The organism is Escherichia sp. KTE52, assembly GCF_000408325.1.
GTDB lineage: Bacteria > Pseudomonadota > Gammaproteobacteria > Enterobacterales > Enterobacteriaceae > Escherichia > Escherichia marmotae.
Genome location: NZ_KE138680.1, coordinates 1,270,309 through 1,296,479, shown reverse-complemented (window position 1 = coordinate 1,296,479; position 26,171 = coordinate 1,270,309). Strand labels below are relative to the sequence as shown.

Here is a 26,171-nt window from a genome sequence, read left to right as displayed (position 1 = left end):
CGCAACTGAAAACGACAAACGATAACGTTGCCACCAACACCACCAACATCACCAACCTGACTGATGATGTCGCGGATATCAACACCACAATCACGGGTCTGGAAGATGATTCCCTGCAGTGGAATGGTACGGCGTTCAGTGCCAAACACGGCACCAGCACCACCAACAAAATCATTAATGTGGCGGCGGGAACACTATCGTCGTCAAGTACCGATGCCGTAAATGGCGGACAACTGTATGGTTTGAGCAGTTCTATCGCTAACTATTTGGGTGGAAATGCCTCTGTTGATTCAAGCGGCGTGTTTACTGGACCAACCTATAATATCGGGGGCACTGATTACGATAACGTAGGTGAAGCATTAGCCGCTATTGACTCCTCAGTTGTAGCCTCACTCGGTGATGCCCTTGCCTGGGATGCCAAAACAGGCACATTCACAGCCAGTCATGGTGGTAGTGCCAGTAAAATCACTAACGTCGCCGCCGGTTCAATTTCTAAAGACAGCGCAGACGCAGTGAACGGTGGACAGCTCTATGATGTAAGCAACTCTATTAGTGACATTCTTGGCGGTGGTTCCACTGTTAATGCTGACGGCACAATCAACGCACCAGCCTATACTATCGCTAATACTGACTACGATAATGTAGGTGATGCACTGAGCGCGATAGACTCGACGCTTGATGATGCAATGATTTGGGATGATAACGCAGGTGCCTTTAGTGCGGCCCACGATGGTGATACCACCAGTAAAATCACTAATGTAAAAGCCGGTAACGTGGCGGTTGATAGCACCGATGCGGTTAATGGTTCTCAGTTGTATGCCACAAATGTGCTCATCAACCAGAATAGCGATATGATTAACCAGCTCGCTGGCGACACCAGTACGACCTATATTGAAGAGCATGGTGCAGGTGTAAATTACGTCCGTACAAACGATACCGGCTTGACCTTTATAGATGCCAGCGCAGCGGGCGTCGGCTCTACCGCGTTGGGTTATAACGCGACCGCATCGGGTGAAAACAGCCTCGCTATTGGTCGAGACAGTGTCAGCTCGATCGACTCCGGTATAGCACTGGGCAGTGGCTCAACCTCTGACCGTGTCATCGTCAAGGGCTCCCGTTCTGGCAGCGTAACGGAAAACGGGGTTGTCATTGGTTATGACACCACTGATGGCGAATTACTCGGTGCGCTATCTGTAGGTAAAGATGGTGAAAGTTATCGCCAAATCATTAACGTCGCAGATGGTTCAGAGGCTCATGACGTCGTCACTGTCCGTCAGTTGCAAAATGCGATAGGTTCAGTTGCAAGCACTCCTGCTAAGTACTTCCACTCAAACTCGAAAGAAGAGGATTCACTGGCCGTTGGGACGGACTCTCTGGCGATGGGTGCAAAAACAGTGGTCAATGGTGATGCCGGAATTGGTATTGGTTTTGGCTCCTTAGTGGTACAGGACGCAATTAACGGTATCGCTATCGGTTCCAGTGCTCGCGCGAACCATGCTAACAGCATTGCAATGGGTAATGGTTCTCAAACCACCGTTGGGGCCCAAAGCAACTATACCGCTTACAATATGGATGCCCCGCAAAACTCGGTGGGTGAATTCTCTGTAGGCAGCACCAATGGTCAGAGGCAAATCACTAATGTGGCAGCGGGCTCACAGGATACCGATGCGGTTAATGTTGGCCAGTTGAAAGTGACGGATGCGCGCGTTGAGATCAACACGACCAGTATCAATAACCTGAACAATCAGGTGAGCAATCTCGATACCCGTGTTACCAACATCGAGAATGGTATTGGCGATATTGTTACTACCGGAAGTACGAAATACTTCAAGGCAAATACAACCGGTGCGGATGCCAATGCACAGGGGGCGGACAGCGTCGCTATCGGTTCAGGATCAATCGCTGCTGCAGATAACAGTGTAGCCTTAGGTACAGGTTCGATCGCCGATGAAACTAATACCATATCTGTGGGGTCATCAACTAATCAGCGCCGCATCACCAATGTTGCTGCCGGTAAAAATGACACTGATGCAGTGAACGTCGCACAGTTGAAATCGTCCACTGAGGGTGGTGTTCGTTACAGTACGAATGAAGACGGTACGATTAACTACAGTACGTTAAACCTGGGTGATGGTAAGGGGGGCACGACGCAAATCAGTAATGTGTCAGCCGCTGTGAACGATCACGATGCGGTTAACTACGCACAGCTAAAACAAAGTATCCAGGATACCAATAGCTACACAGACCAGAAAATGGTTGAAATGGATAACAAAGTGAAGGGCGTAGAGAAAAAAATGAGCGGTGGTATCGCTTCGGCAATGGCGATGACTGGTCTGCCTCAGGCCTACACGCCAGGTGCCAGCATGGCTTCTATTGGTGGCGGTACTTATAACGGTGAATCGGCTGTTGCTTTAGGTGTATCAATGGTGAGTGCCAACGGTCGTTGGGTCTACAAATTACAAGGTAGTACCAATAGCCAGGGCGAATACTCCGCCGCACTCGGTGCCGGTATTCAGTGGTAATTATCCATTAACGAATGGGTAAACCCTGATGCGCTACGCTTATCCGGCCTACAGGGGGATTCCACAAATTCCTGTAGGCCGGATAAGGCGTTCACGCCGCATCCGGCAAAATAAGGTGCACCAGGTCAACAATCTGCGGGCAATTCTCTGATGAGGATTGCCCTTTTCTTTACCAGACACCTTCCTCACCCCAAATTGGCCCTACCAATTCTTCCCTTATCTGGCCTCTGGTTCACAGTTCATCAATTCAAACTCACATTAACGTTGCCATTGCATAACATTTAGTTAACCATTCGTTGTCATTATCCCTACACAACAAAATTGGCAGTGCCACTTTTACACAACGTGTGACAAGGAGATGAGCAACAGACTCATTACACGATGTGCGTGGCCTCCAGGAGACCTGCAATGAATCTCTGGCAACAAAACTATGATCCCGCCGGGAATATCTGGCTTTCCAGCCTGATAGCATCGCTTCCCATCCTGTTTTTCTTCTTTGCGCTGATTAAGCTCAAACTGAAAGGATACGTCGCCGCCACCTGGACGGTCACTATCGCTCTGGCGGTAGCTTTACTGTTCTATAAAATGCCGGTCGCCAACGCGCTGGCCTCCGTGGTTTATGGCTTCTTCTACGGCCTGTGGCCGATCGCGTGGATTATTATTGCAGCGGTATTCGTCTATAAGATCTCGGTGAAAACCGGGCAGTTTGACATCATCCGCTCGTCCATTCTTTCAATAACCCCTGACCAGCGCCTGCAAATGCTGATCGTCGGTTTCTGTTTCGGCGCATTTCTCGAAGGGGCTGCAGGCTTCGGCGCACCGGTCGCGATTACCGCAGCCTTACTGGTCGGTCTGGGCTTTAAACCACTGTACGCCGCTGGGCTGTGCCTGATTGTTAACACCGCACCGGTGGCATTTGGCGCAATGGGTATTCCGATTCTGGTTGCCGGGCAGGTAACAGGCATCGACAGCTTTGAGATTGGCCAGATGGTAGGCCGCCAGCTACCATTTATGACTATTATCGTGCTGTTCTGGATCATGGCAATTATGGACGGCTGGCGCGGTATCAAAGAAACCTGGCCTGCGGTCGTGGTTGCGGGTGGTTCGTTTGCCATCGCACAGTACCTCAGTTCCAACTTCATTGGGCCGGAACTGCCGGACATTATCTCTTCGCTGGTATCGCTACTCTGCCTGACACTGTTCCTCAAACGCTGGCAGCCGGTGCGCGTTTTCCGCTTCGGTGATTTGGGGGCGTCACAGGTTGATATGACGCTGGCTCACACCGGTTACACCGCAGGTCAGGTATTGCGTGCCTGGACACCGTTCCTGTTCCTGACCGCCACCGTAACACTGTGGAGTATTCCACCGTTTAAAGCCCTGTTCGCTTCGGGCGGAGCGCTGTATGAGTGGGTCATCAACATTCCGGTGCCGTACCTCGATAAACTGGTTGCTCGTATGCCGCCGGTGGTCAGCGAAGCCACCGCCTATGCAGCCGTGTTTAAGTTCGACTGGTTCTCTGCCACCGGCACCGCCATTCTGTTTGCTGCGCTGCTCTCTGTTATCTGGCTGAAAATGAAACCGTCTGACGCTATCAGCACCTTCGGCAACACGCTGAAAGAGCTGGCGCTGCCCATCTACTCCATTGGTATGGTGCTGGCGTTCGCCTTTATTTCGAACTATTCCGGGTTGTCGTCAACACTGGCGCTGGCTCTGGCACACACCGGCCACGCATTCACCTTCTTCTCGCCATTCCTTGGTTGGCTGGGTGTATTCCTGACCGGCTCGGATACATCATCTAACGCCCTGTTTGCCGCTCTGCAAGCCACAGCAGCACAACAAATTGGCGTCTCTGACCTGTTGCTGGTTGCAGCCAACACTACCGGCGGCGTCACCGGCAAGATGATCTCTCCGCAATCTATCGCCATCGCCTGTGCGGCAGTAGGCCTGGTTGGCAAAGAGTCTGATTTGTTCCGCTTTACTGTCAAACACAGCCTGATCTTCACCTGTATGGTGGGCGTGATCACCACGCTGCAGGCCTATGTCTTAACGTGGATGATTCCTTAATGATGGTTATACCCAGACGCCTGTCAGACGAGGTAGCAGATCGTGTGCGGGCGCTGATTGATGAAAAAAATCTGGAGGCGGGCATGAAGTTGCCCGCTGAACGTCAACTGGCGATGCAGCTCGGCGTGTCGCGTAATTCATTACGCGAGGCGCTGGCAAAACTGGTAAGCGAAGGCGTGCTGCTCAGCCGACGCGGCGGCGGGACGTTTATTCGCTGGCGTCATGATGCATGGTCGGAGCAAAACATCGTCCAACCACTGAAAACGCTGATGGCCGATGATCCGGATTACAGCTTCGATATTCTGGAAGCCCGCTACGCCATTGAAGCCAGCACCGCCTGGCATGCGGCGATGCGCGCCACGCCTGGCGACAAAGAGAAAATTCAGCTTTGCTTTGAGGCAACGCTCAGCGAAGACCCGGACCTCGCCTCACAAGCAGACGTTCGTTTTCATCTGGCGATTGCCGAAGCCTCACATAACATTGTTCTGCTACAGACCATGCGCGGTTTCTTTGATGTCCTGCAGTCCTCGGTAATGCAAAGTCGCCAGCGGATGTATCTGGTTCCGCCCGTTTTTTCGCAACTGACTGAACAGCATCAGGCAGTCATTGACGCCATTTTTGCTGGTGATGCCGACGGTGCGCGTAAAGCGATGATGGCGCATCTCAGTTTTGTCCACACCACCATAAAACGATTCGATGAAGATCAGGCACGCCGCGCACGCATTACCCGCCTGCCCGGTGAGCATCATGAGCATTCGAGGGAGAAAAACGCATGATTATTTCCGCAGCCAGCGATTATCGCGCCGCCGCACAACGCATTCTGCCGCCGTTCCTGTTCCACTATATGGATGGCGGCGCATATTCTGAATACACCCTGCGCCGTAATGTAGAAGATTTGTCCGACGTGGCGCTGCGCCAGCGCATTCTGAAAAACATGTCTGACTTAAGCCTGGAAACGACGCTGTTTAATGAGAAATTGTCGATGCCAGTAGCGCTGGCTCCGGTGGGCTTGTGCGGCATGTATGCGCGTCGCGGCGAAGTCCAGGCAGCAAAAGCGGCAGATGCGCATGGCATTCCGTTTACTCTCTCAACGGTTTCCGTTTGCCCGATTGAAGAAGTTGCACCGGCCATCAAACGCCCAATGTGGTTCCAGCTTTATGTGCTGCGCGATCGCGGCTTTATGCGTAACGCGCTGGAACGGGCAAAAGCCGCGGGTTGTTCGACGCTGGTTTTCACCGTTGACATGCCAACGCCGGGCGCACGCTACCGTGACGCACACTCGGGTATGAGCGGTCCGAATGCCGCAATGCGCCGCTACTTGCAGGCGGTGACTCATCCGCAATGGGCTTGGGATGTGGGCCTGAACGGTCGTCCGCATGATTTAGGTAATATCTCAGCTTATCTCGGTAAACCGACCGGACTGGAAGATTACATCGGCTGGCTGGGGAATAACTTCGATCCATCCATCTCCTGGAAAGACCTTGAGTGGATCCGTGATTTCTGGGATGGCCCGATGGTGATCAAAGGGATCCTCGATCCGGAAGATGCCCGTGATGCAGTCCGTTTTGGCGCGGATGGCATTGTAGTTTCTAACCACGGCGGTCGTCAGTTGGATGGCGTGCTCTCTTCCGCCCGCGCACTGCCTGCTATTGCAGATGCGGTGAAAGGCGATATCGCGATTCTGGCGGATAGCGGCATTCGTAACGGGCTTGACGTTGTGCGTATGATCGCACTCGGTGCCGATACCGTACTGCTGGGCCGTGCTTTCCTGTATGCACTGGCCACGGCGGGCCAGGCGGGCGTAGCAAACTTGCTGAATTTGATCGAGAAAGAGATGAAAGTGGCGATGACGCTGACTGGCGCGAAATCAATTAGCGAAATCACGGAAGACTCGCTGGTTCAGGGGCTGGGTAAAGAGTTGCCTGCGGCACTGGCTCCGATGGCGAAAGGGAATGCAGCTTAAGGGTTAGATTAATATCTGCTATCCTGCCCCCGCACTAAGGGGGCAGTATGCTAAACATCGTACTTTACGAACCAGAAATTCCGCCAAACACTGGCAACATCATTCGTCTTTGCGCTAATACCGGCTTTCGTCTGCATATCATCGAACCGATGGGATTTGCCTGGGACGACAAGCGCCTGCGCCGCGCGGGGCTGGACTACCACGAATTTACCGCCGTTACGCGTCATCATGACTATAGCGCGTTTCTTGAGGCGGAAAATCCCCAGCGTCTGTTTGCCCTTACCACTAAAGGTACGCCCGCACATAGCGCCGTAAGTTATCAGGATGGCGATTATCTGATGTTCGGCCCGGAAACACGTGGCTTACCCGCAACCATCCTTGACGCCCTGCCCGCTGAACAAAAAATTCGTATTCCAATGGTGCCGGACAGCCGCAGCATGAACCTGTCCAATGCGGTGTCGGTGGTGGTGTATGAAGCCTGGCGGCAGTTGGGGTATCCGGGGGCGGTGTTGAGAGATTAGTTACTGTAGGCCGGATAAGATGCGTTAGCATCGCATCCGGCACGATCACAGGACATCAGATCCCATCGCCATACTCAAACGTATGGTGAATGCCGTTGAAATGCTGATCCATATCCATTGACGGTTTATCGCTGTCTGGTTTACCGACGATACGCGCCGGAACGCCAGCGGCAGTGGTATGCGGCGGCACTGGTTGCAGCACCACGGAACCTGCGCCAATCTTCGCGCCACGACCAACTTCAATGTTGCCGAGAATTTTCGCACCAGCGCCAATCATCACGCCTTCACGAATTTTCGGGTGACGATCGCCGCTGGTTTTACCTGTGCCACCGAGCGTCACGGATTGCAGAATCGACACGTCATTTTCAATTACCGCCGTTTCACCAACGACGATGCCCGTCGCGTGGTCGAGCATGATACCGCGACCAATTTTTGCCGCCGGATGGATATCGACCTGGAACGTCACAGATACCTGGTTTTGCAAGAAAATTGCCAGTGCACGGCGGCCCTGATTCCACAACCAGTGACCAATGCGATACGCCTGCAAGGCATGAAAACCTTTCAGGTATAACAATGGCGTTGAGTATTTATCGACTGCCGGGTCGCGGGTACGCACCGCCTGGATATCGCAGGCCGCAGAAGCGATCATTTCCGGGTCGGCGGCATAAGCTTCTTCAACCACTTCGCGAATAGCAATGGCAGGCATAATGGGCGATGACAGCTTGTTCGCCAGCATATAGCTCAATGCACTCCCCAGGTTTTCGTGCTTGAGTAGCGTTGCGTGGTAAAAACTGGCCAGCATTGGCTCACAGTCCGCCAGCGTTCTGGCTTCAGCTTTAATATTGTTCCAGACAATTTCCAGTTCTTCACACGACATTGCTTACTCCACACGATGAGGTAATGACCGGCCCGTTCTGCGCGAGCCGGGTCATAGCGGTAACAAAAGTTCCCTGGGTTTAGTGGCTGCTGCGCTCGTCCTTGCGTGCACGACCTAATAGTGTCAATGCTGCCTCGCGCGCGTTTTTTCCGCAATATAATACTTGATAAATTTCCTCGGTTATTGGCATTTCAACGCCGAAGCGATGCGCCAGTTCGCGAACCTCTTTCGTATTGCGGTAACCTTCCACCACCTGACCAATCTTCTCCTGCGCACTTTGTACATCCATGCCCTGACCGAGCATCATGCCAAAGCGGCGGTTACGCGACTGGTTGTCGGTACAGGTAAGCACCAGATCACCCAGGCCTGCCATGCCCATAAAGGTGGCTGGCTCGGCACCCAACGCCGTGCCCAGACGCGACATTTCAGCCAGGCCACGGGTAATCAGCGCCGTTCGCGCATTCGCCCCAAAACCGATACCGTCAGACATCCCCGCACCAATCGCAATGACGTTTTTCACCGCGCCGCCAAGTTGCACGCCAATGAAATCCGGGTTGCTGTAGACACGGAAACTTTTGCCGCAGTGCAGCAGTTGCTGGAGATCGTCAGCAAAATCCTGGTCGGTAGAGGCCAGCGAAATAGCCGTTGGTAAACCTGCTGCCAGCTCTTTCGCGAAAGTGGGGCCAGAGATAACCGCCAGCGGAATTTGATCGCCTAACGCTTCGCGCGCCACGTCCTGTAACAGACGCCCGGTTTCCGCTTCCAGCCCTTTGGTTGCCCATACCAGGCGCGCGTCAGGACGCATCAACGGTTTAATCTGCCGCAGTACTTCACCAAAGACATGGCTGGGTACGACGACGAGAATATTACGGCTGGCTGCCAGCGCAGTGGCGAGATCACTTTCAAGGTGGAGCGTATCGGGAAAAGGCACATCGGGGAGAAACGCGGCGTTACAACGGTCGCGTTCAAGCGTCGCGATATGTTCAGGGTCATGGCCCCAGAGGACAACCTCGTGGCCATTTCTTGCCAGGGTGATGGCAAGAGCGGTGCCGTACGAGCCGGCACCGATCACAGTCATTGAAGCATTACGTTGGTTCATCAGGCATCCTGATGTTCTTCAGTACCTTCGCCAGCCTGCTGCTGTAAATAGTTCATGAACAGAGCATCGAAGTTAACCGGCGCAAGGTTCAGTTGCGGGAATGTACCGCGGGATACCATGCTGGTGATGCATTCACGAGCATACGGGAACAGAATGTTCGGGCAGTATGCGCCCAGGCAATGTGCCATCTGGGTGCCTTCGATACCCGCGATGGAGAAAATACCGCCCTGCTGAACTTCGCACAGAAACGCGGTTTCTTCGCCCAGGGATGCCGTTACGGTAACACGCAGTACCACTTCGTAAACGTCATCTGCCAGTTGGGAAGATGCCGTATCCAGATCAAGTTTAACTTCTGGCTGCCAATCTTTCTGGAAAACGTGCGGCGCGTTCGGCGCTTCGAAAGAAATATCCTTGGTATAAATACGCTGGATCTGGAAAGTCATTTCGGTGTTGTTTTGTTCTGACATGTGTAGAAAACCCTTAAGTGTTGTCCTTAAATACTGCGCAATGTAATGCCAACGTTCACACGTTATTTCAGCAGAGGATCCAGTCCACCACGTGCATCCAATGCATACAAGTCGTCACAGCCGCCAATGTGCTGTGCGTCAATAAAAATCTGCGGAACCGTGGTGCGGCCACTGCGTTTGATCATCTCTTCACGCTTAGCGGCGTTGCCATCAATCGGCAGTTCCTGGAAATTCACGCCCTTGCTGCTCAGCAATGCTTTCGCACGATGGCAATAAGGGCAGGTTTCTTTGGTATAAATTTCAACATTGGCCATAATTTAGCTCCTGTTTTTTACCTGTTGTTTTATGTTGCAGGGTAGCGACAAAATAGAATATCCCCAGAAGCTTATATCAATAAGTCACTGGGGGCATAATTGCAGCTAACTATCAGCGGCATAAAAAACGACAGGTAAATTATTTGCCGCGCACCAGAGGCAAGTTCTCGCCAGCCCAGCCAGCTACGCCTTCTTTCAGCACAAATACTTGCGCAAACCCAGCTTTCGTCAGCGCGTTTGCTGGCTCCTGGCACTGCATGCCAGAACCGTCAACCACGATAACCGGTTTGTCTTTGTGCTTATCAAGCTCACCAACATTGTTGGCTTTGATTTCGGTCGGCAACAAATTGATAGAGCCAGCGATATGGCCTTTACGGAAGTCATCACGTTGGCGTAAATCCACAACCACAGCGTCTTCTTTGTTGATCAGACGCGTCGCTTCACCACGTGTAATCACCTTCACTTTCGAGGTCAGGCTTTTGAACGTAGTAACCAGGACCGCCACCAGTAACGCGATCCAGGCGATACTCAGCATGGGATGGCGGCCGACAAATTGCATAATTTCTTGCATGGGGGGTAACAACTCCCGACGTAGTGATTAAAAAAACCAGGAAAGGAGTATACCTGCGCGTTGCAGCAAATACAGCCAGCGCGTGCACTGGAATGCAATTTTGCGGGGCGCTACGAAAAAAAATCGCAAATCAGCCCCCGGCTTTCACTGTGCGGCGTCATAATTTGATCTTCAGAGGCTATTTTATCGATTCAGCTGTAGTAAAATTACGCAAATTTTGACTCTTGAGTATGAGGTTGTCGCAATGTCGGTTTCTAAAAAACCTATGGTACTGGTGATTCTGGATGGCTATGGCTATCGCGAAGAACAGCAGGATAACGCCATTTTTAGTGCAAAAACCCCGGTAATGGATGCACTGTGGGCCAATCGTCCGCATACCCTGATCGACGCTTCCGGTCTGGAAGTCGGTCTGCCTGACCGTCAGATGGGTAACTCCGAAGTAGGTCACGTTAACCTGGGTGCCGGCCGCATCGTGTATCAGGACCTGACTCGTCTGGACGTTGAAATCAAAGATCGCGCGTTCTTCGCTAACCCGGTGCTAACTGGCGCGGTAGATAAAGCGAAAAACGCGGGCAAAGCTGTACACATTATGGGTCTGCTCTCCGCAGGCGGCGTACACAGCCACGAAGATCACATCATGGCAATGGTAGAACTGGCCGCTGAACGTGGCGCAGAAAAAATCTATCTGCACGCATTCCTCGACGGTCGCGACACCCCACCGCGCAGCGCTGAAGCTTCTCTGAAAAAATTCGAAGAGAAATTTGCCGCACTGGGTAAAGGCCGCGTAGCGTCCATTATTGGTCGTTACTACGCGATGGACCGCGACAACCGTTGGGATCGCGTTGAAAAAGCTTATGACCTGCTGACTCTGGCGCAGGGCGAATTCCAGGCTGATACCGCCGTTGCCGGTTTGCAGGCCGCTTATGCTCGTGACGAAAACGATGAATTCGTGAAAGCGACTGTCATCCGTGCCGAAGGCCAGCCAGATGCAGCAATGGAAGACGGCGACGCACTGATTTTCATGAACTTCCGTGCTGACCGTGCCCGTGAAATCACCCGCGCGTTCGTTAACGCTGATTTCGACGGTTTCGCCCGTAAGAAAGTGGTTAACGTTGATTTCGTGATGCTGACCGAATACGCCGCCGACATCAAAACCTCAGTGGCTTACCCACCAGCCTCTCTGGTTAACACCTTCGGTGAGTGGATGGCGAAAAATGACAAAACTCAGTTGCGTATTTCCGAAACCGAAAAATATGCCCACGTCACCTTCTTCTTTAACGGCGGCGTAGAAGAGTCGTTCAAAGGCGAAGATCGCATTCTGATCAACTCACCGAAAGTCGCGACCTACGACCTGCAACCGGAAATGAGCTCCGCAGAACTGACCGAAAAACTGGTTGCGGCAATCAAGAGCGGCAAATACGACACCATCATCTGTAACTACCCGAACGGCGACATGGTAGGTCACACCGGGGTGATGGAAGCGGCAGTTAAAGCGGTAGAAGCGCTGGATCACTGCGTGGATGAAGTGGCGAAAGCCGTTGAATCTGTTGGCGGTCAACTGCTGATCACCGCTGACCACGGTAACGCTGAACAGATGCGCGATCCGGCTACCGGTCAGGCGCACACGGCGCACACCAACCTGCCTGTTCCGCTGATTTACGTTGGCGATAAGAACGTGAAAGCGGTTGAAGGTGGCAAACTTTCTGACATCGCGCCGACCATGCTCTCTTTAATGGGTATGGAAATCCCGCAAGAGATGACTGGTAAGCCGCTGTTCATCGTGGAATAATCCCTCCCCATGAGGGGAAAGGCGATTAATACCATGACACGGGCCACGAAACCGCGCAGGTTTGCAGTCAGGCCCATCATTTACGCCAGCGTTCTTAGCGCTGGCGTATTGTTGTGCACTTTTTCCGCCCAGGCGGATGACCGCGACCAACTCAAGTCTATTCAGGCCGATATCGCCGCGAAAGAGCGCGCGGTACGCCAACAACAGCAACAACGCGCAAGCCTGCTCGCACAATTGAAAAAGCAGGAAGAGGCGATCTCTGAAGCCACCCGTAAGCTGCGCGAAACGCAAAACACGCTCAATCAACTGAATAAACAGATTGATGAGATGAACGCGTCAATTGCTAAGCTGGAGCAGCAAAAAGCCGCTCAGGAACGCAGCCTCGCCGCGCAACTGGATGCCGCGTTTCGTCAGGGTGAGCATACCGGTATTCAGCTCATTCTTAGCGGTGAAGAAAGCCAGCGCGGCCAGCGTTTGCAGGCTTACTTCGGTTACCTCAACCAGGCGCGACAAGAAACCATCGCTGAGCTGAAGCAGACGCGCGCAGAAGTTGCCATGCAGCGTGCTGAACTGGAAGAGAAACAGAGCGAACAACAAACACTGTTATATGAACAGCGCGCCCAACAGGCGAAGCTGACCCAGGCGCTGAATGAGCGTAAGAAGACGCTGGCAGGGCTGGAGTCTTCCATTCAACAAGGTCAGCAACAGTTAAGCGAGCTGCGCGCCAACGAATCTCGTCTGCGCAATAGCATTGCTCGTGCAGAAGCGGCAGCGAAAGCACGTGCTGAACGTGAAGCGCGCGAAGCCCAGGCAGTGCGCGACAGGCAGAAAGAAGCGACGCGCAAAGGCACCACCTACAAACCAACCGAAAGCGAAAAATCGCTGATGTCCCGTACCGGTGGTTTAGGTGCACCGCGTGGTCAGGCATTCTGGCCTGTTCGTGGGCCAACACTGCATCGCTATGGCGAACAGCTACAGGGCGAGCTGCGCTGGAAAGGGATGGTTATTGGTGCTTCTGAAGGCACTGAAGTTAAAGCGATTGCCGACGGTCGAGTAATTCTGGCTGACTGGCTGCAAGGCTACGGTCTGGTGGTGGTGGTTGAGCACGGTAAAGGCGATATGAGTCTTTACGGCTATAATCAGAGCGCACTGGTGAGCGTTGGCTCGCAGGTTCGCGCGGGTCAGCCAATTGCACTAGTGGGCAGCAGTGGCGGTCAGGGTCGGCCTTCACTCTATTTCGAAATTCGCCGCCAGGGTCAGGCGGTCAATCCACAGCCGTGGTTGGGAAGATAAGTTTTGTTTCCATTTCGTCGTAACGTTCTTGCATTTGCCGCTCTGTTGGCGCTTTCCTCCCCCGTACTTGCTGGCAAACTTGCCATCGTTATTGATGATTTTGGCTATCGCCCGCACAACGAAAACCAGGTGCTGGCGATGCCATCCGCTATCTCCATCGCCGTGCTACCCGACTCGCCGCACGCCAGAGAGATGGCGACCAAAGCGCATAACAGCGGTCACGAAGTGTTGATTCATCTGCCGATGGCACCATTGAGTAAACAGCCGCTGGAAAAAAATACGTTGCGCCCGGAAATGAGTAGCGACGAAATTGAGCGCATCATTCGCAGTGCAGTCAATAACGTGCCCTATGCTGTGGGGATCAACAACCACATGGGCAGCAAGATGACCTCGAACCTGTTTGGTATGCAGAAAGTGATGCAGGCGCTGGCACGTTACAATCTTTACTTCCTCGACAGCGTAACCATCGGCAATACCCAGGCGATGCGCGCTGCGCAAGGTACTGGCGTGAAAGTTATTAAACGGAAGGTATTCCTCGACGATTCGCAAAACGAAGCGGATATTCGTGTGCAGTTTAATCGCGCAATTGAACTGGCGCGTCGCAACGGTTCGACGATCGCCATTGGTCATCCTCACCCTTCAACGGTACGTGTGCTGCAGCAGATGGTTTATAACCTGCCGCCAGACATTACGCTGGTGAAAGCCAGCAGCTTGCTGAATGAACCGCAGGTCGATACATCGACTCCGCCGAAAAACACCGTGCCCAACGCGCCGCGTAATCCGTTCCGTGGTGTGAAGCTGTGTAAACCGAAGAAACCGCTGGAACCGGTTTATGCTAATCGCTTCTTTGAAGTATTAAGCGAAAGCATCAGCCAGAGCACACTGATCGTTTACTTCCAGCATCAGTGGCAAGGCTGGGGCAAACAGCCCGAAGCGGCAAAACTTAACGCTAGCGCAAATTAAAGGCGCTACGCGTAATGCGATGGTGCGACCGTGTTTTGTCGCGCCATTGCCATAAGCGGAAAGACCACAGCAACGCCTGATAACCCACCTTCACGCTGCGCACATTAGTAATCAGGCGCTTATACATGCCGGAAGTAAATATCTCGGCAATCATCTGCTGGCGGGTAATAATATCCGGCTCTTTACGTACCGCATGGCAAACGCGCAATGCTTCATACGTTATTTGCTGATGAAATTCCGGATAAATCGTAATTTTGTCGGCGTACTGGCGATTTAATTTTTCCAGCAGACGCGTGATTTTAATATAGTGGCGTTGATAATTAAGGTTTTTATTCCCTTGTCTATTCAGACGACTCACTGACGAATTATGCAGATAATATTTATATAATGGTTGCTCGGTATATCGCGCGCGCAGCGCGTTAAACATAAATTCTGTTGTCCAGACAATATCCTGATGATGTAATCCGGCAATAAATTTAATGTTATTTTTTACAATAACATCGCGGCGATAAACGCCCATCCAGACAACGTGAGTCCAGCGGCGGGAAGAAAGCCCCATCCGCAGCCAGTCCGGGCCAGTTAACACGCCGGTTGAGCGAAGGCGATCGGTGGGAATAGATTGCCAGGTTTCCCCGGTATCACGAAAACACCAGTCAGCATTGCACTGCGCCACGTCGAGATCATCCTCTAACGCCATTGTCATCAGCGTTTCGTACATAGAGGGATAGACTTCATCATCTGCATCGACAAAAGCGACATATTTGCCCGTCGCCGCCTCAATCCCACGATTACGCGCTACCGATGCGCCAGCATTCGCCTGATGCAACAAGCGAACGTGCGGATAGTTTTCCGCGTAATGCTTTGCTATTTCAACAGAATTATCCGTTGAACCATCGTTAATAATAATAATTTCCAGAGCAGTCCAGGTTTGCGCAATTAAAGATTCCATACACGTGCGAAAATCATCGCCCGCATTATATAACGGGATAATAACACTAAGTTTATTGGTGCTGTTCATCATAAGTTACCGACGACCTCTGAAATTACCGTTCCTTTGTACAGGCTTTGCATTAAGAAACTATTAAGCCTGTGAGATATTATTTTTACGGGTGAGAGTAACTTCAGGTTAGAGAGATAATGAGAACAGCTATATAAGAGAACAGCGCAATTACTTATTCTTTATTGTACTGACAAGATTTTACATATTTAACGGATTATCCTCAGGAAAAAGGGCTGGAATGCCAGCCCTTTTTTGTGTTAATCCCAGCTCAGGATAACTTTCCCGGACTGGCCAGAACGCATGGCGTCAAAGCCTTTCTGGAAATCATCGATGGAGAAACGATGGGTAATGATTGGCGAGAGATCCAGACCAGACTGAATCAGCGCCGCCATTTTATACCAGGTTTCGAACATCTCACGGCCGTAAATGCCTTTAATGAACAAGCCCTTAAAGATCACTTTTGTCCAGTCGATAGACATGTCAGACGGCGGGATACCCAGCATCGCAATACGACCGCCGTGATTCATGGTGTCCAGCATGGTGCGGAACGCCGCTGGCGCACCGGACATCTCCAGACCAACATCAAACCCTTCGGTCATGCCGAGTTCTGCCATTACATCATTGAGGTTTTCTTTGGCAACGTTAACCGCGCGAGTGATGCCCATTTTGCGCGCCAACTCCAGACGGTATTCGTTAACGTCGGTGATCACCACGTTGCGTGCGCCGACGTGTTTTGCCACCGCCGCCGCCATAATACCAATTGGCCCCGCACCAGAAACCAGCACATCCTCGCCAACCAGATCGAACGACAGCGCCGTGTGTACCGCATTACCGAACGGATCGAAAATCGCAGCTAAGTCGTCGGAGATATTGTCGGGAATTTTGAAGGCGTTGAATGCCGGGATCACCAGATATTCAGCGAAGCAACCCGGACGATTAACGCCGACGCCGATCGTGTTGCGGCACAGATGAGTACGACCACCACGGCAATTACGGCAATGACCGCAAGTAATATGGCCTTCACCGGAAACGCGATCGCCAATTTTGAAGCCTTTCACTTCCTGGCCAATACCAACCACTTCACCAACATATTCATGGCCTACGACCATTGGCACCGGAATGGTTTTTTGCGACCACTCATCCCAGTTGTAGATGTGAACGTCAGTCCCGCAGATGGCTGTTTTACGGATTTTAATCAGCAGGTCGTTATGTCCGAGTTCCGGTTCAGGAACGTCGGTCATCCAGATGCCCTCTTCCGCTTTCAGTTTGGATAACGCTTTCATCTCACATCCTCAGGCGATAACGCCCAGTTGTTTACCAATACGCGTGAACGCTTCGACCGCACGCGTAATTTGCTCAGGAGTATGCGCCGCAGACATCTGGGTACGAATACGTGCCTGACCTTTCGGTACGACCGGATAGAAGAAACCGGTAACGTAAATGCCCTCTTTTTGCAGCTCACGAGCAAATTTCTGTGCCACTACAGCATCACCAAGCATGACCGGAATAATGGCGTGATCGGCACCAGCCAGGGTAAAGCCAGCGGCTGACATCTGCTCACGGAACTGACGCGCGTTCGCCCACAGGCGGTCACGCAGTTCACCGCCCGCTTCGACCATCTCCAGCACTTTAATGGAAGCGGCGACAATGGCCGGTGCCAGCGAGTTGGAAAATAAGTACGGACGAGAACGCTGGCGCAGCCACTCAACCACTTCTTTGCGCGCCGCGGTGTAACCGCCGGAAGCACCGCCCAGCGCTTTACCCAGCGTGCCGGTGATGATATCGACACGGCCCATCACGTCGCAGTATTCATGAGAACCGCGGCCGTTTTCACCGACAAAACCGACAGCATGAGAGTCATCGACCATCACCAAAGCGTCGTATTTATCCGCGAGATCGCAAACTCCTTTCAGGTTGGCAATTACGCCATCCATAGAGAACACACCATCGGTGGCGATTAACACATGGCGCGCCCCGGATTCACGCGCTTCTTTCAGCCGCGCTTCCAGCTCCTGCATATCGTTATTGGCGTAGCGATAGCGTTTGGCTTTGCACAGACGCACACCGTCAATGATCGAAGCGTGATTCAGCGCGTCAGAGATAATGGCGTCTTCTGCGCCCAGCAGCGTTTCAAACAGACCACCGTTGGCGTCAAAACAGGATGAGTAGAGAATCGCATCTTCCATACCCAGGAATGCTGCCAGTTTCTGCTCAAGCTCTTTATGGCTATCCTGAGTACCGCAAATAAAACGTACTGAAGCCATCCCGAAACCGTGAGAATCCATTCCCGCCTTTGCCGCCGCAATCAGCTCAGGATGGTTCGCCAACCCGAGATAGTTATTGGCACAAAAGTTAATGACGTGGCTTCCATCAGCCACAGTGATGTCCGCTTGTTGCGCAGACGTGATAATGCGCTCTTCTTTAAACAACCCTTCCGCCCTTGCGGTTTCCAGGTCGTTAGTTAACTGCTGATAAAATTCTCCACGCATTGCGACTCTCCAGACAGGACAAATTCCCGCACATATTACCCAAACTTACAGGTCGCGACGAGATGACGCGTTAACACTTCTGTAAAATTTAGAATAAATAACGCCCATCATTCTCACTTTCGGTGAATGGCTGAAGCCAACGCCGTGTAGTGATATGATAGAAGTATTCGTGTCTGAGATTGTCTCTGACTCCATAATTCGAAGGTTACAGTTATGATCATCGTTACCGGCGGCGCGGGCTTTATCGGCAGCAACATCGTTAAGGCCCTGAATGATAAAGGCATCACCGATATTCTGGTGGTGGACAACCTGAAAGACGGCACCAAGTTTGTGAACCTGGTGGATCTGAATATCGCAGACTATATGGATAAGGAAGACTTCCTGATCCAGATTATGGCTGGCGAAGAGTTCGGTGATGTCGAAGCGATTTTCCATGAAGGCGCGTGCTCTTCCACCACCGAGTGGGATGGCAAGTATATGATGGATAACAACTATCAATACTCCAAAGAGCTGCTGCACTACTGTCTGGAACGCGAAATCCCATTCCTGTATGCATCTTCCGCAGCCACCTATGGCGGACGCACCTCCGACTTTATCGAATCCCGCGAATACGAAAAACCACTGAACGTCTACGGTTACTCAAAATTCCTGTTTGATGAATATGTTCGTCAAATCCTGCCAGAAGCGAACTCGCAGATTGTCGGTTTCCGTTACTTCAACGTTTATGGGCCGCGTGAAGGCCATAAAGGCAGCATGGCGAGCGTCGCTTTCCATCTCAACACTCAGCTTAACAACGGTGAATCACCGAAACTGTTCGAAGGTAGCGAAAACTTTAAACGCGACTTCGTCTACGTGGGCGACGTGGCTGATGTGAACCTGTGGTTCCTGGAAAATGGCGTTTCCGGCATCTTTAACCTCGGCACCGGTCGTGCAGAATCTTTCCAGGCCGTGGCGGATGCGACGCTGGCTTATCACAAGAAAGGCCAGATCGAATACATTCCGTTCCCGGATAAACTGAAAGGCCGTTATCAGGCATTCACCCAGGCAGATCTCACTAACCTGCGTGCTGCGGGTTATGACAAACCATTCAAAACCGTTGCCGAAGGCGTAACGGAATATATGGCCTGGTTGAATCGCGACGCATAAGAGCTTTGAATGAAAATACTGGTGATCGGCCCGTCTTGGGTTGGCGACATGATGATGTCGCAAAGTCTCTATCGTACGCTCCAGGCGCGCTATCCCCAGGCGATAATCGACGTGATGGCACCTGCCTGGTGCCGTCCGTTATTGTCGCGGATGCCGGAAGTCAACGAAGCCATTCCCATGCCCCTCGGTCATGGGGCGCTGGAGATTAGCGAACGCCGCAAGCTGGGGCATAGCCTGCGCGAAAAACGTTACGACCGCGCCTACGTCTTACCCAACTCCTTTAAATCAGCATTAGTGCCTTTCTTCGCAGGTATTCCTCATCGCACCGGCTGGCGTGGTGAAATGCGCTATGGTTTACTCAACGATGTTCGCGTACTTGATAAAGAAGCCTGGCCACTGATGGTGGAACGCTATGTCGCGCTGGCCTACGACAAAGGCATTATGCGCACAGCACAAGATCTGCCGCAGCCACTGCTATGGCCGCAGCTACAAGTGAGCGAAGGTGAAAAATCGTATACCTGTAATCAATTTTCCCTCTCATCGGAACGCCCGATGATTGGCTTTTGCCCTGGTGCAGAGTTTGGTCCGGCAAAACGCTGGCCGCACTACCACTACGCGGAACTGGCGAAACAGCTCATTGATGAAGGTTATCAGGTGGTTCTGTTTGGCTCGGCTAAAGATCATGAAGCGGGTAATGAGATCCTTGCGGCATTGAATACCGAGCAGCAGTCGTGGTGTCGTAATCTGGCAGGGGAAACGCAGCTTGATCAAGCAGTTATCCTGATTGCGGCTTGTAAAGCCATTGTCACTAATGATTCAGGGCTGATGCACGTTGCGGCAGCGCTTAATCGCCCACTGGTTGCACTGTATGGCCCGAGCAGCCCGGACTTCACACCGCCGCTTTCCCATAAAGCGCGGGTGATCCGCCTGATTACGGGTTATCACAAAGTGCGTAAAGGTGACGCCGCAGAGGGTTATCACCAGAGCCTGGTCGACATTACGCCACAACTCGTGCTGGAAGAACTCAACACGCTGTTGTTACAAGAGGAAGCCTGACGGATGCGGGTACTGATCGTCAAAACATCGTCGATGGGCGATGTTCTCCACACGCTGCCCGCGCTCACCGATGCACAGCAGGCAATCCCGGGGATTACGTTTGACTGGGTGGTGGAAGAAGGTTTTGCACAAATTCCTTCCTGGCACGCCGCCGTTGAGCGGGTTATTCCGGTAGCGATACGTCGCTGGCGTAAAGCGTGGTTTTCAGCGCCTGTTAAAGCAGAGCGGAAAGCGTTTCGTGAAGCGCTACGGGCGGAAAACTATGACGCGATTATTGATGCGCAAGGACTGGTAAAAAGTGCCGCGCTGGTGACACGTCTGGCGCATGGCGTTAAGCATGGAATGGACTGGCAAACTGCTCGCGAACCACTGGCAAGCCTGTTTTATAATCGCAAGCACCATATTGCGAAACAGCAGCACGCCGTAGAACGAACCCGTGAGTTGTTCGCTAAAAGCCTGGGGTATAGCAAACCACAAACCCAGGGCGATTATGCTATTGCGCAGCATTTCCTGACAAATCCACTACCGGATGCTGGTGAATATGCTGTATTTCTGCATGCCACGACCCGTGATGATAAGCACTGGCCGGAAGAGCACTGGCGAGAATTAATCGGCTTGCTGGCAGATTCGGGGATCCGCATTAAACTCCCTTGGGGCGCACCGCATGAAGAAGCTCGGGCGAAAAGGCTGGCGGAGGGATTTGATTATGTCGACGTATTGCCGAAGATGAGTCTGGAAGGAGTTGCCCGAGTGCTGGCCGGGGCGAAATTCGTGGTTTCGGTAGATACGGGGTTAAGCCATTTAACTGCGGCTCTGGATAAACCCAATATCACTGTTTATGGACCGACCGATCCGGGATTAATTGGCGGATATGGGAAGAATCAGGTGGTTTGTAGGGCCCCGGGGAAAAGCTTAATTAATCTCAACGGTCACGCAGTTTTGGAAAAATTATCATCATTATAAAGGTAAAACATGCCAACCTTCATTAAACTCCAATCATGGAAACCTTATGCTCTAAAATCATCTACGATTTTAGAGATAATGACTTATATATTAAGTTTTTTTTCGTTGATAATTGCATTCGTCGATAACACTTTCAGCATAAAGATATATAATATCACTGCTGTAGTTTGCTTATTATCACTAATTTTACGTGGTAGACAAGGAAATTATAATATAAAAAAACTTATTCTTCCCCTTTCTATATTTTTTATAGGATTGCTTGATTTAATTTGGTATTCTTTATTTAAAGTAGATAACTCACCATTTCGTGCTACTTACCATAATTACTTAAATACTGCCAAAATATTTTTATTTGGTTCTTTTATTGTTTTTTTAGCCCTTACCAGCAAACTAAAACAAAAAAAAGAAATTGCATTATATGTTATGTATTCTCTGTCATTTATAATTGCCGCATATGCATTTTATATTAATAGCATTTATGAACATGATCGCATTTCTTTTGGTATAGGAACGGCAACAGGAGCGGCATATTCAACTATGTTAATAGGCATAGTTAGTGGTGTTGCAATTCTTTATACTAAAAAAAATCATCCTTTTTTATTTTTATTAAATAGTTGCGCGGTGCTTTATGTTCTGGCACTAACACAAACCAGAGCAACCCTACTGCTCTTCCCTGTGATTTGTACTGTTGCATTAATAGCTTATTATAACAAATCACCAAAAAAATTCAGCACCGCTATCATTCTACTAATTACCATATTGGCTAGTGTTGTTATTATATTTAATAAACCAATTCAATATCGTTATAATGAAGCGTTAAATGATTTAAACAGTTACACCAATGCTAATAGCGTGACTTCCTTAGGTGCAAGACTAGCAATGTATGAAATTGGTTTAGATATATTCAAAGAATCACCTTTTTCATTTAGATCTGCAGAGTCGCGCGCTGAAAGTATGAATTTGTTAGTCGCAGAACACAGCAGACTGAGAGGAGCATTGGATTTTTCTAACGTACATCTGCATAATGAGATAATTGAAGCTGCTTCACTGAAAGGTATGATGGGAATTTTTTCCACTATATTCTTCTATTTCTCACTATTTTATACAGCATATAAAAAACGCGCATTGGGTTTGTTGATATTAACGCTTGGTATTATGGGGGTTGGACTCAGTGATGTGATCATATGGGCACGCAGCATTCCAATTATCGTTATATCCGCCATAGTTCTCTTACTCGTTATTAATAATCGCAACAATACTATTAATCAAGAATAGACAAGTTTAAGAAGTGAGTTAAAACTCACTTCTTATCTATACAACTTAATCTCTTTACTGAATCAGTTAAAGTTTCAGTATCGATATCTTTTACCGTAAATGTTGGGGATACTATTTGTATAGATTGATGATTATTCGGAGCCCAAATTAAATGTGAGGGATATTCCGGAGCACGTGAATTAGGATAAAATGCAAGCGTTGGTTTATGATAAGCCGCAGCGATATGAACAAGAGCTGTATCAACAGAAATGACAAAATCACTATACCTGGTCAACGCAACAGTATAAATAAATTCGTTGAAAGGTAGTGTTTCAATTTCAGATATTGGTATTGTCAATAAATCTTGCGGTAACCCGGTAAATATCACTCGATAATTTTTAAACCATATCTTCACTTCTTGATATATAAATTTTATTTGTTCAGGAGTAAGTCGGCATATTTTTTTTGCACCTAATGGGTTAATGATGACTATTTTTGTATTTCCAATAAAATCTTTTATTTTATTTTCAACATCTACAGGTAAATGCAAGTCGTAGTCGGTGGAAAATTCACCCTCACCATAAATATGCTTCAGTATTTCTGTTGCTCGTGTACTCATGTGTTCTTTTAAACATTCATCGTGGGGATGGTAAAATGAATAGTAACGCTTATACCATTGATCAAAACCCAAAATGTAAGAATCTTTTAAACTTGATAATATTAAACTATGCTTAAATGAAGGCATAGTTTCAAAGGGGTCTAATACAATATCGAACTGTAAATCCCGCAGATGCTTACATAGACTAAGCATTTTAAGGAAGCCAGTTGATTCTTTAATACAGAAATCAAATATATTTTTATTATTAGAGAGAAACTCCCCACCCTTTCTATTTGTGAGAATGGTTATTTTAACCCCTTTACTGTAAAGTTCACGATAAATCGAACTTAATACAATTAGATCACCGAGTTTATTATTATCATGAATTATAAGACATGATTTAACTTGCGCAGGTTCTGTAACTTGATTATTAATTTCCCTACGAAACATAAAAGAAAGGAAATTAATCTTGATTTTGTTTATATAAAATCTTTTCTTTTTATGAAAAGTTCCTAGGCGCATTTTTATACCATATTATTTTAGTTTCATGATGTTTAATTAGCATAAGAATCAGTTGAGACTTCATATTGTATTTTTATTCTTGTCTCATCTTTTGATTCTTCGGTACTGATTTCTTGAAGTTTAATGAATGGAATTACATCGTAAGAAATAGCTGTATCATCAGATAAATTATAAATATTAATATCTTCTACATTATCACGCATAAAACGGAAGAATGGTAATATTTTGAATAAATCCCTACTCAATTCCGAGGGCATGGGATTATTATTTTCATCATAGAATCTCGAGCAGCTACCAGTTAAATCCAGACCAGAACAAATAATCCGTGCATACTTCAGTGAATATGCTATTTGAATTGCAGCAAAGGCAATAGTATGACATGAGCAATAACCAAGACTGATGTCCTTGCAAAATCCGACCAGACGACCTCTTTTAGACCAAGGTACAGAGATCAGCAGTTCTTTGTGAATCTGACTCAAAATATTAAATTTGATCTTCTTTATAAAACCACCTTTTTCCCGGCGGTAAAAAGACCGTAATACAAGGCAGTTCTGGAGGATATAAAGTTTATCTTCTTCGGAAGCGTGTTCATAAACGTCAATGTTTACTATGGTATAACGACTTCTCTGGCTAAATTTATAAAAATCATCACGACGCTGATGTAAAAAGCGAACATCTGTAAGTACATATATAAAGGGAACAATATTATGACTTAACAGATATTGCGCTGAACCATTGACAGCAATAATATCCTTTGCCCGTAATATCGACAAAGGCGTCTTTTGCGATGTGGGACCAGACAGAAAAATAATAACATCATCAGATGTCTTATTTTCTATCAGGTTTTCAACATCTTTTTTGTCAATGTATCTAATATTCTTCATGATAAACCTGTGAAATAAATAACTCCGCTTAAAACTGTCCTGGTGAAGACACGTAATTGTTGGATATTTCTATTTTAGCGTGCTGGTTTCCCTTTCAAACGCCGCATAAAATTGCGCATTTTTTTACGATATACTAAAAGATAATAACCTAGATCTTTAATCTCATTTTTAATACCGTAATGACGCTCTAAATCAATACGATCTTTCGCTTTACGCTGTGCTGAAGCACGTTTTCCTGAAAGATCAATAATTCTAACCTCACCATTTTTTATAATGAAGTTACCACGATGGGGATCACCAGAAACCATACCATGTTGATGCAATGAATTAATTGATTGCTGAATTTTATTTTTTAGCACATCATCAATATCGGGTATATCACACAACTCTACACCATCAATATACTCGATAATCATAATATAAGTATGGACGAATCGTAAGGTTTTTCGCTCAGCCAACAAATAAAAATCATTGAGGGTATTTAACCCTTCATTTCGTACTTTTTGGGTTTGCTCAAAAAGGCGTTCGTAATAATCACCTTTTAACAGCGACTTAAAGAAACGTTCGTTACGCTTAACTTTCGGGGAAAAGACCTTAAGTATTAATTTACCGTAATCGGTATCAATAAGCATGACTTTCGTATCATCAATAGAACGAAAAACTTTGATGATATTTATATTATAAGACAAGAAGTCATTTAATACATTGAGATACTTTGAATTGCTTTCATCGGTAAAAACAACTAAGTCTTTGATCTTGTTCTTCTGAATCATGATAAACCAGTTAAATGTTATTTACGGTAATATTTTCGGCAAAGATAACAGACTCCTGCTATGATTCCTGAGATATAATGATGTTGCACTAACAGATGTTTATATCTTTTTTTAAATTCAATAATTGATTTTGCATCTCGCGGAGAGTCATCTTTCCAGGGGGAATTTTCTAACGCTATTTTATAGTATTTCACCGATGGATATATTGCCCATTTGTGCCACGGTTTAGTAGCACCTGTATAATGAATAAGAAGAGTACTTTCTGTAATCAACTTTTTATAGTTTTGATGTGTTTTATCTTTTAATTCACTTTTAATTGTATAAATTGTATTGTACTCACGAGGTAAAAATATTGTCATTCCCTTCAGTAAGACATTCATAACATCCTGGTCAGGATATTTATAAATATTATCTTTGCTCATAAGAATAGACAACGCTTTTTCTGTTAGTTTTGCGTCAACCCATTTTTTTAAGTCTAAATAAACGACACCAGAATTAAAGTACTGCCCCAGTAGTTCAGGATCAGACAACCTTGATACTGCCTTTTCCTGCATTGGCTCAACATCTTTAACAACAGCAGCCACCGCTCCGTTTAAATCCAGATGCAATAGCGGGCTAATATCACCTTTACAAACAACATCCGCATCAAGATAAAGCAAACGATCAAGCGTTAAACCCAACAATTGAAATGCAAATAAACGAAAGTACATTGCTCTTGACCAGACCTGTGTACAAGGCAAGCACTGAAGCTTATCAGTATTAATTCTATATAACGTGATTCTTAATTGGTATTGTTCTGCAAGTTTTGCGACTTTTTGAAAAAAGTCATCATTGTAGATATCAGCAATAATATAAAAATCAAGATTAATATGTCGATTATTTAGAACAATTGATGTGATAGAAACACCTACACCATCAAGATAATTAGCATCGACACCATAGGCAACATTTAAACATTCAGAAGTATTTATATCAGCTAGCCGAAAATCCCAGGCTTTAACTTTATCTATCTCTATGGCAGGAAATGAGTCCACAATGCTACC

24 protein-coding genes are annotated in these 26,171 nt (G+C 48.5%); 12 read left to right on the top strand and 12 right to left on the bottom strand.

Going from position 1 to position 26,171, the window contains the following annotated elements:
* The 5 genes from A1SC_RS05510 to trmL all read left to right on the top strand — a co-directional run.
* Positions 1-2,522, top strand: a 2,522-nt coding sequence (locus A1SC_RS05510) for a YadA family autotransporter adhesin (protein WP_016262727.1), incomplete at its 5' end; no start/stop codon positions are given.
* Positions 2,523-2,930: 408 nt separating this feature from the next.
* A complete protein-coding gene (lldP, locus tag A1SC_RS05515; protein ID WP_001055313.1) occupies positions 2,931-4,586 on the top strand; it encodes an L-lactate permease in 1,656 nt (551 codons plus the stop codon).
* Positions 4,586-5,362, top strand: coding sequence for a transcriptional regulator LldR (gene lldR / locus A1SC_RS05520; protein WP_001517469.1), 777 nt, complete (start codon positions 4,586-4,588; stop codon positions 5,360-5,362). Before lldP ends, lldR begins: the two co-directional genes overlap by 1 nt.
* Entirely contained in the window at positions 5,359-6,549 is a 1,191-nt protein-coding gene (gene lldD / locus A1SC_RS05525; protein ID WP_000586943.1) for a quinone-dependent L-lactate dehydrogenase, read from the top strand. The genes lldR and lldD overlap by 4 nt, the downstream gene beginning before the upstream one ends.
* A gap of 47 nt (positions 6,550-6,596) precedes the next feature.
* Positions 6,597-7,070, top strand: coding sequence for a tRNA (uridine(34)/cytosine(34)/5-carboxymethylaminomethyluridine(34)-2'-O)-methyltransferase TrmL (trmL, locus tag A1SC_RS05530; protein WP_000932355.1), 474 nt, complete (start codon positions 6,597-6,599; stop codon positions 7,068-7,070).
* Between the two features lie 55 nt (positions 7,071-7,125).
* On the opposite strand, the gene cysE is transcribed toward trmL, so the two are convergent.
* From cysE to A1SC_RS05555, 5 genes are all read right to left on the bottom strand, one after another.
* Complete coding sequence (gene cysE, locus A1SC_RS05535) at positions 7,126-7,947, bottom strand: serine O-acetyltransferase (protein ID WP_001277564.1); 822 nt, start codon at positions 7,945-7,947, stop codon at positions 7,126-7,128.
* 79 nt (positions 7,948-8,026) lie between these two features.
* Positions 8,027-9,046: an NAD(P)H-dependent glycerol-3-phosphate dehydrogenase gene (gene gpsA / locus A1SC_RS05540; protein WP_001517467.1), complete on the bottom strand. Its 1,020-nt coding sequence runs from the start codon at positions 9,044-9,046 to the stop codon at positions 8,027-8,029.
* Complete coding sequence (gene secB / locus A1SC_RS05545) at positions 9,046-9,513, bottom strand: protein-export chaperone SecB (RefSeq protein ID WP_000003377.1); 468 nt, start codon at positions 9,511-9,513, stop codon at positions 9,046-9,048. The genes gpsA and secB overlap by 1 nt, the downstream gene beginning before the upstream one ends.
* Before the next feature lie 62 nt (positions 9,514-9,575).
* The gene (grxC, locus tag A1SC_RS05550) at positions 9,576-9,827 is read right to left on the bottom strand and encodes a glutaredoxin 3 (protein WP_000024387.1); all 252 of its coding nucleotides are present in this window, start codon (positions 9,825-9,827) and stop codon (positions 9,576-9,578) included.
* Positions 9,828-9,966: 139 nt separating this feature from the next.
* A complete protein-coding gene (locus tag A1SC_RS05555; protein WP_001517466.1) occupies positions 9,967-10,398 on the bottom strand; it encodes a rhodanese-like domain-containing protein in 432 nt (143 codons plus the stop codon).
* A 244-nt stretch (positions 10,399-10,642) separates the two neighbouring features.
* On the opposite strand from A1SC_RS05555, the gene gpmM reads away from it, so the two are divergent.
* From gpmM to A1SC_RS05570, 3 genes are read left to right on the top strand one after another with little or no spacing between them, the layout of a single operon-like run.
* A complete protein-coding gene (gene gpmM, locus A1SC_RS05560) occupies positions 10,643-12,187 on the top strand; it encodes a 2,3-bisphosphoglycerate-independent phosphoglycerate mutase (protein WP_001517465.1) in 1,545 nt (514 codons plus the stop codon).
* A gap of 33 nt (positions 12,188-12,220) precedes the next feature.
* Entirely contained in the window at positions 12,221-13,480 is a 1,260-nt protein-coding gene (gene envC, locus A1SC_RS05565) for a murein hydrolase activator EnvC (protein WP_001517464.1), read from the top strand.
* A gap of 3 nt (positions 13,481-13,483) precedes the next feature.
* Positions 13,484-14,443 carry a divergent polysaccharide deacetylase family protein gene (locus A1SC_RS05570; RefSeq protein WP_016262726.1) on the top strand — a complete coding sequence of 320 codons (960 nt, stop codon included), beginning with the start codon at positions 13,484-13,486 and terminating at the stop codon, positions 14,441-14,443.
* Here the strand turns inward: A1SC_RS05570 and waaH are convergent.
* From waaH to kbl, 3 genes are all read right to left on the bottom strand, one after another.
* Positions 14,430-15,464: a UDP-glucuronate:LPS(HepIII) glycosyltransferase gene (waaH, locus tag A1SC_RS05575; RefSeq protein WP_000982071.1), complete on the bottom strand. Its 1,035-nt coding sequence runs from the start codon at positions 15,462-15,464 to the stop codon at positions 14,430-14,432. The two genes, A1SC_RS05570 and waaH, sit on opposite strands and share 14 nt — an antisense overlap.
* A gap of 236 nt (positions 15,465-15,700) precedes the next feature.
* A complete protein-coding gene (gene tdh, locus A1SC_RS05580) occupies positions 15,701-16,726 on the bottom strand; it encodes an L-threonine 3-dehydrogenase (RefSeq protein ID WP_000645981.1) in 1,026 nt (341 codons plus the stop codon).
* Positions 16,727-16,735: 9 nt separating this feature from the next.
* On the bottom strand, positions 16,736-17,932 hold the full coding sequence (gene kbl, locus A1SC_RS05585) for a glycine C-acetyltransferase (protein WP_016262725.1): 1,197 nt from the start codon (positions 17,930-17,932) through the stop codon (positions 16,736-16,738).
* A 213-nt stretch (positions 17,933-18,145) separates the two neighbouring features.
* Between kbl and rfaD the strand changes: the two genes are divergently transcribed.
* The 4 genes from rfaD to A1SC_RS05605 are packed head-to-tail and all read left to right on the top strand — an operon-like array spanning position 18,146 to position 22,372.
* Positions 18,146-19,078 carry an ADP-glyceromanno-heptose 6-epimerase gene (gene rfaD, locus A1SC_RS05590; RefSeq protein ID WP_000587764.1) on the top strand — a complete coding sequence of 311 codons (933 nt, stop codon included), beginning with the start codon at positions 18,146-18,148 and terminating at the stop codon, positions 19,076-19,078.
* A 9-nt stretch (positions 19,079-19,087) separates the two neighbouring features.
* Positions 19,088-20,134 (top strand): ADP-heptose--LPS heptosyltransferase RfaF, encoded by a 1,047-nt coding sequence (gene rfaF / locus A1SC_RS05595; protein WP_000699256.1) that lies wholly within the window; start codon positions 19,088-19,090, stop codon positions 20,132-20,134.
* 3 nt (positions 20,135-20,137) lie between these two features.
* Positions 20,138-21,097: a lipopolysaccharide heptosyltransferase RfaC gene (rfaC, locus tag A1SC_RS05600; protein ID WP_001264628.1), complete on the top strand. Its 960-nt coding sequence runs from the start codon at positions 20,138-20,140 to the stop codon at positions 21,095-21,097.
* Between the two features lie 9 nt (positions 21,098-21,106).
* Positions 21,107-22,372, top strand: a complete 1,266-nt coding sequence (locus tag A1SC_RS05605; RefSeq protein WP_001141924.1) for an O-antigen ligase family protein — start codon at positions 21,107-21,109, stop codon at positions 22,370-22,372.
* 25 nt (positions 22,373-22,397) lie between these two features.
* On the opposite strand, the gene A1SC_RS05610 is transcribed toward A1SC_RS05605, so the two are convergent.
* From A1SC_RS05610 to rfaJ, 4 genes are all read right to left on the bottom strand, one after another.
* Positions 22,398-23,471 carry a glycosyltransferase family 9 protein gene (locus A1SC_RS05610; protein ID WP_016262724.1) on the bottom strand — a complete coding sequence of 358 codons (1,074 nt, stop codon included), beginning with the start codon at positions 23,469-23,471 and terminating at the stop codon, positions 22,398-22,400.
* Between the two features lie 32 nt (positions 23,472-23,503).
* Positions 23,504-24,355: a 3-deoxy-D-manno-oct-2-ulosonate III transferase WaaZ gene (waaZ, locus tag A1SC_RS05615; RefSeq protein WP_000790282.1), complete on the bottom strand. Its 852-nt coding sequence runs from the start codon at positions 24,353-24,355 to the stop codon at positions 23,504-23,506.
* A 74-nt stretch (positions 24,356-24,429) separates the two neighbouring features.
* Positions 24,430-25,128: a lipopolysaccharide core heptose(II) kinase RfaY gene (rfaY, locus tag A1SC_RS05620; RefSeq protein WP_000615163.1), complete on the bottom strand. Its 699-nt coding sequence runs from the start codon at positions 25,126-25,128 to the stop codon at positions 24,430-24,432.
* Positions 25,129-25,145: 17 nt separating this feature from the next.
* Positions 25,146-26,162, bottom strand: a complete 1,017-nt coding sequence (gene rfaJ / locus A1SC_RS05625; protein ID WP_000376837.1) for a lipopolysaccharide 1,2-glucosyltransferase RfaJ — start codon at positions 26,160-26,162, stop codon at positions 25,146-25,148.
* Positions 26,163-26,171: the final 9 nt, after the last annotated feature.